The 10776-nt window shown below is 53.1% G+C and carries 12 protein-coding genes; 4 read left to right on the plus strand and 8 right to left on the minus strand.

What is annotated here, in order from left to right; all coding sequences use genetic code 11:
- The first annotated feature begins 28 nt into the window (after positions 1-28).
- Positions 29-742 (plus strand): murein tripeptide amidase MpaA, encoded by a 714-nt coding sequence (gene mpaA / locus JGF26_RS12645; protein WP_028018833.1) that lies wholly within the window; start codon positions 29-31, stop codon positions 740-742.
- On the opposite strand, the gene ycjG is transcribed toward mpaA, so the two are convergent.
- Entirely contained in the window at positions 733-1698 is a 966-nt protein-coding gene (gene ycjG / locus JGF26_RS12650) for an L-Ala-D/L-Glu epimerase (protein ID WP_134708134.1), read from the minus strand. The two genes, mpaA and ycjG, sit on opposite strands and share 10 nt — an antisense overlap.
- A 107-nt stretch (positions 1699-1805) precedes the next feature.
- Here ycjG and tpx point away from each other — a divergent pair, with 107 nt between their 5' ends.
- Both tpx and JGF26_RS12660 read left to right on the plus strand, forming a co-directional pair.
- Entirely contained in the window at positions 1806-2312 is a 507-nt protein-coding gene (gene tpx / locus JGF26_RS12655) for a thiol peroxidase (protein ID WP_049006931.1), read from the plus strand.
- A gap of 275 nt (positions 2313-2587) precedes the next feature.
- Positions 2588-3796: an aldose 1-epimerase family protein gene (locus JGF26_RS12660; RefSeq protein ID WP_134708133.1), complete on the plus strand. Its 1209-nt coding sequence runs from the start codon at positions 2588-2590 to the stop codon at positions 3794-3796.
- Between the two features lie 36 nt (positions 3797-3832).
- Here JGF26_RS12660 and tyrR read toward each other — a convergent pair whose 3' ends face one another.
- From tyrR to pspA, 7 genes are all read right to left on the minus strand, one after another.
- Complete coding sequence (gene tyrR / locus JGF26_RS12665) at positions 3833-5374, minus strand: transcriptional regulator TyrR (protein ID WP_049006928.1); 1542 nt, start codon at positions 5372-5374, stop codon at positions 3833-3835.
- A 112-nt stretch (positions 5375-5486) separates the two neighbouring features.
- Positions 5487-6539 (minus strand): YcjF family protein, encoded by a 1053-nt coding sequence (locus JGF26_RS12670; RefSeq protein WP_028018828.1) that lies wholly within the window; start codon positions 6537-6539, stop codon positions 5487-5489.
- Complete coding sequence (locus JGF26_RS12675; protein ID WP_134708132.1) at positions 6536-7933, minus strand: YcjX family protein; 1398 nt, start codon at positions 7931-7933, stop codon at positions 6536-6538. The genes JGF26_RS12670 and JGF26_RS12675 overlap by 4 nt, the downstream gene beginning before the upstream one ends.
- Positions 7934-8048: 115 nt before the next feature.
- Positions 8049-8267, minus strand: coding sequence for a phage shock protein PspD (gene pspD / locus JGF26_RS12680; RefSeq protein WP_028018826.1), 219 nt, complete (start codon positions 8265-8267; stop codon positions 8049-8051).
- Positions 8268-8279: 12 nt separating this feature from the next.
- Positions 8280-8639, minus strand: coding sequence for an envelope stress response membrane protein PspC (pspC, locus tag JGF26_RS12685; RefSeq protein ID WP_028018825.1), 360 nt, complete (start codon positions 8637-8639; stop codon positions 8280-8282).
- Complete coding sequence (pspB, locus tag JGF26_RS12690; protein ID WP_028018824.1) at positions 8639-8863, minus strand: envelope stress response membrane protein PspB; 225 nt, start codon at positions 8861-8863, stop codon at positions 8639-8641. Before pspB ends, pspC begins: the two co-directional genes overlap by 1 nt.
- Positions 8864-8917: 54 nt before the next feature.
- Positions 8918-9586, minus strand: coding sequence for a phage shock protein PspA (gene pspA / locus JGF26_RS12695; RefSeq protein ID WP_028018823.1), 669 nt, complete (start codon positions 9584-9586; stop codon positions 8918-8920).
- Between the two features lie 166 nt (positions 9587-9752).
- Between pspA and pspF the strand changes: the two genes are divergently transcribed.
- A complete protein-coding gene (pspF, locus tag JGF26_RS12700; protein ID WP_134708131.1) occupies positions 9753-10730 on the plus strand; it encodes a phage shock protein operon transcriptional activator in 978 nt (325 codons plus the stop codon).
- Positions 10731-10776: the final 46 nt, after the last annotated feature.

Genomic DNA, 10776 nt, shown 5'->3' on the forward strand with positions numbered 1-10776 from the left:
TGTAGAGACTTCTTTATCAGGATTTCGTATGGCAATCACCCGACCAAGAGCGGAACGAGGCGCCTTTCCGCCGGGCGCTGAGCAATATGGCCGCTCATTTTTAGGCGCATCGCTGATCTGGTTCCCTGCCCCCGATGCCGATCGCAATAGCGGTCTGGTCATTGCCGGCACGCATGGCGATGAAAATTCCTCTATCGTCACGCTCTCATGTGCACTGAGAACACTGACGCCCAAACTGCGGCGTCATCACGTCATTCTGGCGGTGAATCCGGATGGATGTCAGCTTGGATTACGCGCGAATGCGAGAGGAGTCGACTTAAACCGTAATTTCCCGGCAGCAAACTGGCATGCCGGGGAAACGGTTTATCGCTGGAACAGCGCCGCCGAAGAGCGGGATGTGGTCCTGCTGACGGGAGACACCCCGGGTTCGGAGCCTGAAACACAAGCGTTGTGCCAGCTTATCCATAAGATCCACCCCGCCTGGATTGTCTCCTTCCACGATCCGCTGGCCTGTATTGAAGATCCACGTCACACCGAACTGGGCGCATGGCTGGCAGAGGCTTTCGCCCTGCCGCTGGTTACCAGCGTTGGCTATGAAACGCCCGGCTCATTCGGAAGCTGGTGCGCCGATTTGAGCTTACCGTGTATCACCGCTGAATTCCCGGCAATCTCATCCGATGAAGCCAGCGAAAAATACTTAAAAGCGATGGTGGAACTTCTGCGCTGGCAGCCTCAAAGATGAAGCACGCCGCTGGTAAAATTAAGCGCCGGTGAAACGTCAACCGCCAGCCATGTCGGGCCATCCAGGTCAGCAAAACTGGCCTGATTGACCAGCGGGAGTGCCGCATTGATCGCCCGGGATGTACAAAGCATGCATCCCAGCATCACGGAAAAACCCTCCGACCGGGCCTGAGCCGCCAGGGCCAGCGCTTCCGTTAGCCCACCGGTTTTGTCGAGCTTAATGTTGATCATCTCATAGCTGCCCTGTAGCCCGCTCAGACTCTCGCGGGTATGACAGCTTTCATCCGCGCACACAGGCAACGGATGGATAAAATTCTTCAGCGCCGCATCATCCTTTGCGGGTAGAGGTTGTTCCAGCATCGCCACGCCCAGGTCAGCCAGCAGCTGACATCGCGCGGCAAGCCCTTCGGGATGCCATGATTCGTTGGCGTCAACAATCAGTGTGGCCGACGGCACTGCCGCGCGAATGGCAACCATTCTTTCGCTAATCAGACGATCGTCGAGCTTCACCTTTAACAGGGTGGCCCCTGCATCAAAAAGCAATTTTGCGCTGGCAGCCATCTGTTCCGGCTCACCAATAACAACGGTTTGCGCCGTAACGACCGATTGCGGCAAGGCCACCCCCAGCAACGATGTCAGGGATTTTTGCTGTTTAGCGGCTTCAAGATTCCAGAACGCGCAATCAATAGCGTTACGTGCCGCTCCTGCAGGTAAACGCTGCTGTAATGCTTCGCGCGAGAGCCCTTTTTGCAGATCGGGTACCAGGGTCATGATAGCCGCCATCACTGACGCAGCACTTTCTCCATAGCGTGGGTATGGCGTGCATTCTCCCGTACCTTTAAACCCCTCTTCTTCAATTTCAACCACCACCACACCGGCCTCACTTCGGCTGCCGCGGGAGATGACAAATGGGCTATGCAATGGCCAGGCTTCTTCATAGACTTTAACGCTTCTCATCACTGACTCCTTGCGGCCCGGAAAGGCGAAAAATTTGGTTTGCCGTGTTATCCGCTGATGGCATACACTAGCCCCGACGTTAACTATATGTAAACAGGAAGATATCTATGTCACAACTCGTTCATTTCCAGGGCAACCCGGTTGCTGTTGCAGGTTCCATTCCGCAGGCTGGCAGCAAAGCTCAGGCTTTTACTCTGGTGGCTAAAGATCTGTCTGACGTCACACTGGCTCAGTTTGCGGGTAAACGCAAAGTGCTGAACATTTTCCCAAGCATTGATACCGGTGTTTGTGCTGCATCCGTACGTAAGTTCAACCAGCTGGCGACTGAAATGGACAACACGGTTGTGCTGTGCATTTCCGCTGACCTGCCGTTTGCCCAGTCTCGTTTCTGCGGTGCCGAAGGCCTGAGCAACGTTATCACCCTCTCCACTCTGCGCAGCCAGGATTTCCTGGAAAAATACGGCGTCAGCATCGCGGAAGGCCCGCTGAAAGGCCTGGCAGCACGCGCTGTACTGGTTATTGATGAAAATGACAATGTCGTATTCAGCGAACTGGTTAACGAAATCACCACCGAACCGGATTACACTGCTGCGCTGGACGTGCTGAAAGCATAATAATTGCTTAGCAATCTATACAGTACTTTCTAAACCTCGCGATGGCGGGGTTTTTTATTTCCTCAAAGCTGAATCGTTAAAGCTATTATTGCCATAATTCACATTAATTGTGCAAAACCATTCGCAATATTTAACAATATAGCGATCTATATCTCATAACCATTCCCCAAAATTCATATTTTCATGCCTGGTGAAGCACATCACATTTCCATTTTTGTTAAACCTTTAGATTTTCTTACGAAATCAAATAATCGTTTCAGCAAAAAGGAATGAAAATGAAAATCAAACTGGCGTTTACGATACTCGCAGTACTGATCTCTGGCCAAGTTGCGGCTAAAACCTGGGTGCTGACAAGTGCTGAAAGCAGCGTGGAGAAAGGGAACTGGAAGATTTCCAGCGATGAGCTGAACGTTAAAGATCAAACGTTCAGCATTGAGCAAAAAGTCTTACACGGGGGTAAACAGGAAGGCAGTAAAGTCATCATCATCAGCAGTAAAAATGGACTGACAATTGCGTTAAGCCCGACTCGTGGCATGGATCTCCTGCACGTCGAAGGGTTTGGTACCAAACTCGGGTGGAATTCCCCAGTTAAAGAGGTCGTGAACCCGGCCTATATTAATCTGGAAAGTCGAAACGGGCTCGGCTGGCTGGAAGGTTTCAATGAGATGATGGTGCGATGTGGCTATGAGTGGACAGGCCATCCGGTCACCGCTGATGGACAAATCTATACCCTTCACGGTAAGGCGGGTAATACGCCTGCCTCGCAGGTGGAAGTGGAAGTTGCTGATGCTGCCCCACATGAGATTCGCATTCGCGGTTTAATCAAAGAGAGTACGTTCAAGAAAGCCGATCTGCAGACCATGACCGAACTGCGTTACGTTCCTGGAAGCAACCAGTTCAGCCTGCATGATGTTCTGACTAACCATGCTGATTACCCTCATGATTATCAAATCATCTATCACAGTAACTTTGGAACACCGATCCTCGAAGAAGGCGCGCGATTCCTTGCCCCGGCGGTAAGCGTGAGCCCATTCAATGATTACGCCAAAGCCGGTGTTAACGACTGGCAGACTTATGCAGGGCCAACAAAAGGCTTTGATGAGATGGTCTTTAATATCAAACCGCTCGCGGATAATAACCACGAAACGCTTGCAGCGGTGATCAATAAAGCCGGTGATAAAGGTGCGTCAATTCAGTTTGATACTCGCCAGTTGCCCGTGCTGACTCTCTGGAAAAACACCGACACGCTGAAACAGGGTTATGTGACAGGCATTGAGCCAGGTACCAGCTACGCGTACCCCGTCACCATCGAACGCGAGCAGAAACGCGTTAAGCAGCTGCAGCCAGGAGCCAGCACGCAGTTTGATTTGACCTATACCCTGCTTCACAACCCGCAACAGGTGAAAGATGTGGAAAACAGAATTGCGTCGATTCAGGGAGACACCAAAACAGAAATCGTAACCACGCCTCTTGCGAAGGAATAAGCGAAAAGAAAAAAGCCTCTTTACAGAGGCTTTTTGTTATTCGTCGCCCTTCTTATGATTTAAACCATACTCACGCAGCTTATTCGCTATCGCGGTATGCGAGACACCAAGGCGTTTCGCCAGCTTGCGGGTGCTTGGATAGCTGCGATAAAGCTGTGTCAGCACTGAACGCTCGAAACGGCTGGTGATCTCATCCAGTGAACCTTCCATCGCCTCTTCACCGACAGATACTGACCCGGCGTCGTAATCAGGCAACAGGATATCCTGCGGACGTAATTCATATCCTTCCAGCTGCGTCAGAGCCCGGTAAACGGCGTTTTTGAGCTGACGAATATTGCCCGGCCAGCCATAGCGCATTAATACCGTGCCGAGATCGGCAGACAGCTTAGGACGGGGAACCCCCTGCTCGTCGGCAAAGCGAGCCACGAACAGTTCCGTTAATGGCATGATATCCTGCGGACAATCGCGCAGCGGTGGAATGTTGAGTGTCAGGACGTTGAGGCGATAATAGAGATCCTCGCGGAAGATCCCCTTTTGCACCAGTTCCACCAGGTTTTTCTGGGTGGCGCAAATGACGCGCACGTCCACATGCACTTCATGATCCTCACCCACGCGGCGGAACGTACCATCGTTCAGGAAACGCAGCAGCTTAGCCTGCATACGTGGCGACATTTCGCCGATCTCATCCAGCAGCACCGAACCACCGTTCGCCTGTTCGAAGAACCCTTTCTTGCCTTCCGGGGCGTGACCGAATAACTCGCTTTCGACGGCATCTTCAGGGATGGAGGCGCAGTTAAGCGCCAGATACGGTTTTGCAGCGCGCGGGCTCGCCAGGTGTACGGCGTGAGCGAGCAGGTCTTTCCCGGTGCCGGTATCGCCGGTAATCAGCAGCGGCGCAGTCAAACTCGCGAGCTTACGGGCCTGGTCAATCACATGACGCATTTTCGGGCTGACGGCAATAATCTGGCTGAATGCCCCTACATCCTGACTGGAGAGGTTTTGCAACTGACGTCCCATACGTAACGTTGATCGCAGCATGATCACCGCACCAGTTAACACGCGGGTATTGCTTTCCCCTTTCAGATAGACCGGCGTGATCTCCATCAGGAAATTCTGTCCGTTGATAACAACGTGCTCGCTATGTGTGTTCTGGGGGTTGCTGTCCAGCCAGCGCTGGAAGTTAAAACCGGGAATCAACTGCGCGGCGTTGTGGTTGCTGAGCTTGTCCTGGCTCTGCGCAAAAAGCTGACAGCTGGCGTGGTTAACGCGTTCTACTTTGCTTTTCAAATCCAGAGAGAGAAAAGGCTCTGGCATCGCTTCCAGCAGCGCGCTCAGCGCCAGATGCTCACGCTCAGAGGGCATCCACGGGATAGTACGTACATCCGTAACGCCAGCGATACGGCGGATTTCGGCCATCAGGCTACTGAAGGTATTAAATTCAATTTCGGCAAAATTGAGGTAAATCTTCCCGACAGGGTCGATCTCAATGCCACGTAAATCAATGCTACGTAAAACAAGAAGATCGAGTAATTCGCGGGTCAGACCGAGACGGTCTTCACAGAAGACTTCAAGACGCATGGGAAATTCACCGTTTTAAGCCAATAACAGTAAAATGATATGTCAGAACACGGTGATCCGGAAGATGGCTGTCAACAAATATTGACAGCCAGCACGATTAGTGAACAAAACCTCAAGGGGCAGGTTTTTTATTGAGCGTTTCTTTGAGCTGACCGATCAACTCGCGCCTGAAATCCCCCAGCCGCGGCTTGTCGTCATCAATCCAGGGAAGCGGACGACAGACTTCCATCGCTTTAATGCCTAAACGCGCCGTCAATAAACCTGCCCCAATACCCTGAGCAGCACGGGCTGAGAGCCGTGCCGCCAGATCCTGCGACATCCAGTCCATTCCCACTTCGCGCACCAGCTCACTCGCACCGGCAAAGGCGATATTGAGCAAAACCAGTTTAAACAGTCTGAGCCGGCTGTAATAACCCAACTCGATGCCGTAAAGATTCGCGATACGGTTAATCAGGCGTAAGTTACGCCAGGCGATAAATGCCATATCGACCAGCGCTAGCGGGCTAACGGCAATCATCAACGTGGATTCCGCCGCAGAGCGGCTAATCTCGCGCCGCGCCTGGGCGTCCAGCACCGGCTGGACCATATGAGAATAGAGCGTGACCACTTCGCGGTCATTCTGGGTTTCATGGATGGCGGCATACCAGCGCTGAAGTGCCGGATGCGATTGATCAATTCCAGCCTGACTGGCGAGCTTTTCACAAAATGCGCGACCTTTTCCGGTAGCGTGACTGTGAAGCAGATCCCGCGCTTCATCGCGCTCATGCGCGCGCTGCCGCAGACGCCAGAGGCGACGCCACTCCGTTACAACCGACCCAATACCCGCCCCCACAATCAGGGCACCCGCAGCACACCCGCCGAGCGCGACCCAGTCCTGGGTTTGCCAGGCATTCATCGTCCATTGTACGCCCTGCCCAACCACACTTACGCCAAACAGCGCCAGACCGGCGGTGACCATCTTACGCCACAGGCTGCGTTTCGGGCGTAAAGCAGCCTCAACGACAGCTTCCGCCTGGCCTTCCTCTACATCAGGCTCCTCCGTCAGCGCCGGGGCAAAGTTTTCAGCCTGCGCACCACTGAACGTTTGTGCCGTTTTAAACGCTTCCTGATTCTTTTGCTCAAGCGTTCCGGTAAAGTCTATGCGTGGTTTTAACGGTTCCGTCATCGCAATTTATCTCCAATCAAAAACTCCAGTGCCGCATCCAGACGAATGTGCGGTAACGGTTGATCGACGCTCATGGCCTGGGGTCGGAAGGCTTCAAACTGGAAGCCCTGGCTCTGCCAGAACGCCTGGCCTGGAAGCCGCGCGGGCACTTCACCCGGATAAACGGTAAGTGGCTCGCCGTCGCTGAGACGGTTCCCGCGCAATGCCGGTATTTTTTCGCCGTTAAGGTCTATCAGCCCACTTTGCGTCGCCTGCACGGACGCCAGCCCAAGGCAATCCATGCTGATCCCTTCGAAAGCGGCATTTTGCCAGGCATCCTGAACCAGTTGTTGCAGCAGCGACACCATATTGGTGTGTTGATCGACCGTAACATGATCGGCTTTGGTGGCCGCAAACAGCAGCTTGTCGATCACCGGCGAGAACAGGCGGCGAAATAACGTCCGCTGACCATAGTGAAAACTCTGCATCAGCTGTGTCAGCGCGAGGCGCATATCGTTGAAAGCCTGTGGCCCGCTGTTAAGCGGCTGAAGACAATCCACCAGCACTATCTGACGATCAAAACGTAAAAAGTGGTTTTTGTAGAAACCTTTGACCACCTTTTCACAGTAGTAATTGTAACGCTCGCGCAGCATCCCGGCATTCGTGTGCTTGTCGGCCTGAGCCAGTTTTGACTCTCCGGTGCCATCCACGTCCGGCCACGGGAAGAACTGCAGCGCGGGCGCTCCGGCTAAATCGCCCGGCAGGACAAAACGCCCCGGCTGGATAAAATGCAGGCCTTCCTGTTTGCACTGATGCAGATACGCCGTCCAGGCTTCCGCGATAGCCGCCAGACGGTTTTCATCAGCAGGCGCGAGCGGATCTAAGCCTTCGCACAATTGCCGCCATTTTGCTGACCACTCCGCGCGGTGACCCTGTAACAAACTCGTCATCTGACGGGACCAGCTAAGATAATCCTGCGCCAGCATGGGTAAATCGAGCAGCCATTCGCCAGGATAATCGACGATTTCAAGATACAGTGTTGAGGTATCTTTGAAGTGGCGCATCAGGGATTCATTGGAACGAAAGCGTAACGCAAGACGAATTTCACTTACCCCTCGGGTTGGCGTCGGCCACGTGGGTGGGTCGCCATAAAGCTGTGCCAGCCCTTCATCATACGTAAATCGTGGAATGCCAAAATCGCGCTGAGGTACGCGCTTAACGCCCAGCAGACGCTCTTCCCGCACGGCGCTAAGCAAAGGCAAGCGTGCCCCGGCGTGCAGGTTAAGAAGCTGATTCACCATCGCGGTGATAAATGCCGTCTTACCACTGCGGCTCAAACCTGTCACCGCCAGACGCAAATGACGGTCAACACCGCGGTTCACCAGTGAATTGAATTCGTTCTTAAGTCGCTTCATCGCCGTCCTTTTTGCCTGAAGGATTATCTCTTTTTAAAAATATGACATGGGGGCTACATGAAAGGAATAAAACCGTACAGTGAAACGGCACGCTGATGCGCATGCCATACCACTATTATTTAAATTTTCCTGCGAGACGTCCGGCCAGTTTCTGCAGCAGTGGCTCCAGCGCCACGGCCAGCAACAATCTGACGGGCTTACGGGCAACAGATTTGATTGCCCACCCCGCCACACCCGCCGGGCCGTAACGTAACGCCGTCAGCAGGACCAGTTTACCTGCGATTTTCAGGCCGGGTTTGACCTTCTGACCGGCCTGTTGCCAGTTTTGCTTCATGTAGGCTCTCTCTTAAAGCTGACGAAAACGACTGCGCAGCGTAAAGGTATCCGAGGTGACATAGCGCTCCATTTCCCGCAACCGCTTTTCACCTGCGGCCAGTTGATCGTCCACTGCATTCAGGAGATCGCTGCTGGTTGGCGCACCTTCCGCAGCCAGTTCACCTTCCGGCATCGGGTCGAGTACAAATGACAGAATGATGTACGCCACCAAGGTGATAAACGCCAGGCCGAAGAAAATAGACAATACCGTGACGACACGGACCAGTTTCACTGGAACATCAAGATAATGGGCCAGCCCGGCGCAGACGCCGCGCACCATACCCTGCTGCGGAATTCGCCACAGTTTTTTGTTCAGATTCAGTCCAGACATTAACGATCCCTCCAGTTTGGATGCTCGGCATCCAGGATATCTTCCAGTGCCTGAATGCGTTCGCGCATTTTATTCGCCTGTTCCGATAGCTGTACCAGACGCTGTTGTTCATTCTGGGAAAGCTCGCCCCGTGAAGAACGATTGCTGTAGTGCAGCCATAACCAAATCGGCAAAACGAACAGCACGAAAATAGTCAGAGGTATGGCCAGAAAAAGCGCGCTCATGTGTACTCCTTGTCTTACGATGCATGGCGGCACGCTCAGGTGCCGCATAAATTATTATTGGTTATCTTGCTTCATTTTGGCTTTCAGTGCCGCCAGCTGCTCGCTGATTTCATCGTCGGCTTTCAGGTCAGCGAACTGTTGATCCAACGACTTCTGCTTACCGATGCTATGGCTTTCGGCTTCCGCTTCCATTTGATCGATACGACGTTCAAACGATTCAAAACGCGCCATCGCTTCATCCAGTTTACCGCTGTCCAGCTGACGGCGAACGTCTCGTGAAGAGCTTGCCGCCTGGTGGCGCAGAGCCAGTGCCTGTTGACGCGCACGGGTTTCGCTCAGTTTGTTTTCAAGCTCACCAATCTCTTTCTTCATGCGGTTGAGAGTGTCATCCACCAGCGTCACTTCATGCTCAAGCGCTGCAATCATGTCCGCCAGCTTCTGTTTTTCAATCAACGCTGCACGGGCCAGATCTTCTTTATCTTTACGCAGCGCAAGCTCGGCTTTTTCCTGCCATTCATTCAGCTGAGCGGTAGCCTGTTCAATACGACGCGTTAACTGTTTCTTCTCAGCCAGCGCACGGGCGGAGGTAGAACGCACTTCAACCAGCGTGTCTTCCATCTCCTGAATCATCAGACGTACCAGCTTCTGCGGATCTTCCGCTTTCTCAAGCAGTGAGTTGATGTTGGCGTTCACGATGTCGGCAAAACGAGAAAAAATACCCATAATCTAGTCCTCATAGTTCTGTTATCGGGCAATGCCCTGCTGAACAGATAATACAAATACCATGCCAGTTTTTTATCTTATTGATTTTACTTGATCTGATTGATTTTAACGCAACGGATAACTATGCTTACCTGGTGAATATCGCTAAGGAGTGGTTAATTTCATCATGCCTGGATACAAAGACAATCTACTCGGTGAAGCAAACAGTTTTCTGGAAGTGCTGGAACAGGTCTCTCGCCTCGCGCCGCTGAATAAACCGGTGCTCATCATTGGTGAGCGCGGTACGGGTAAGGAACTGATCGCCAACCGCCTGCATTATCTATCCGGGCGCTGGGATGGCCCCTTCATTTCCCTCAACTGTGCGGCGCTGAATGAAAATCTGCTCGACACCGAGCTTTTCGGCCATGAAGCGGGCGCGTTTACCGGCGCTCAAAAACGCCATCCGGGGCGTTTTGAACGCGCCGATGGCGGCACACTCTTTCTTGATGAACTGGCCACCGCCCCCATGCTGGTGCAGGAAAAACTGCTGCGCGTGATTGAGTACGGCGAGCTGGAACGCGTAGGCGGCAGCCAGCCGCTGCAGGTCAATGTGCGCCTGGTGTGCGCCACTAACGCCAACCTGCCGGAAATGGTGGTGGAGGAAAAATTCCGTGCCGATCTGCTTGATCGCCTGGCTTTTGACGTCGTTCAGCTTCCACCGCTGCGCGAGCGCAAAAGCGACATCATGCTGCTGGCAGAGCAGTTTGCTATTCAGATGTGCCGGGAGCTCGGCCTGCCGCTGTTTCCAGGTTTCAGCGAATCTGCTCAGGAAACACTCCTTGCTTACCGCTGGCCGGGCAATATCCGTGAACTGAAAAACGTCGTTGAGCGTTCTGTTTACCGCCACGGCAGCAGTGAGACGGAGCTGGATAACATCATTATCGATCCTTTCCAGCGCACCATGCAGCCGGCTTCCGCACCGTCGTTAGCGAGCGAGTCCCCCACTCTTCCTCTTGATTTGCGTCAGTTTCAGCATCATCAGGAGCAGCAGTTGCTTGAGCAAAGTCTGAAGACGGCGAAATATAACCAGAAACGTGCGGCTGAACTCCTGGGTCTGACCTACCATCAATTAAGGGCATTGCTCAAAAAGCATCAAATGCGCTGACAATATCAGCACTTACCCGCAGACATTTTTACGAAGCAGGCGTAAG

It is taken from the genome of Enterobacter sp. E1 (genome assembly GCF_016809815.1).
GTDB classification, from domain to species: Bacteria; Pseudomonadota; Gammaproteobacteria; order Enterobacterales; family Enterobacteriaceae; genus Enterobacter; species Enterobacter adelaidei.

What these genes read in the sequence shown, in the direction of transcription:
- pspB (WP_028018824.1), bottom strand. Translation starts at nt 8,863, where the DNA reads ATGAGCGCGCTTTTTCTGGCCATACCTCTGACTATTTTCGTGCTGTTC.
- pspA (WP_028018823.1), bottom strand. Translation starts at nt 9,586, where the DNA reads ATGGGTATTTTTTCTCGTTTTGCCGACATCGTGAACGCCAACATCAAC.
- JGF26_RS12670 (WP_028018828.1), bottom strand. Translation starts at nt 6,539, where the DNA reads ATGACGGAACCGTTAAAACCACGCATAGACTTTACCGGAACGCTTGAG.
- tyrR (WP_049006928.1), bottom strand. Translation starts at nt 5,374, where the DNA reads ATGCGTCTTGAAGTCTTCTGTGAAGACCGTCTCGGTCTGACCCGCGAA.
- ycjG (WP_134708134.1), bottom strand. Translation starts at nt 1,698, where the DNA reads ATGAGAAGCGTTAAAGTCTATGAAGAAGCCTGGCCATTGCATAGCCCA.
- mpaA (WP_028018833.1), top strand. Translation starts at nt 29, where the DNA reads ATGGCAATCACCCGACCAAGAGCGGAACGAGGCGCCTTTCCGCCGGGC.
- JGF26_RS12660 (WP_134708133.1), top strand. Translation starts at nt 2,588, where the DNA reads ATGAAAATCAAACTGGCGTTTACGATACTCGCAGTACTGATCTCTGGC.
- pspF (WP_134708131.1), top strand. Translation starts at nt 9,753, where the DNA reads ATGCCTGGATACAAAGACAATCTACTCGGTGAAGCAAACAGTTTTCTG.
- tpx (WP_049006931.1), top strand. Translation starts at nt 1,806, where the DNA reads ATGTCACAACTCGTTCATTTCCAGGGCAACCCGGTTGCTGTTGCAGGT.
- JGF26_RS12675 (WP_134708132.1), bottom strand. Translation starts at nt 7,933, where the DNA reads ATGAAGCGACTTAAGAACGAATTCAATTCACTGGTGAACCGCGGTGTT.
- pspD (WP_028018826.1), bottom strand. Translation starts at nt 8,267, where the DNA reads ATGAAGCAAAACTGGCAACAGGCCGGTCAGAAGGTCAAACCCGGCCTG.
- pspC (WP_028018825.1), bottom strand. Translation starts at nt 8,639, where the DNA reads ATGTCTGGACTGAATCTGAACAAAAAACTGTGGCGAATTCCGCAGCAG.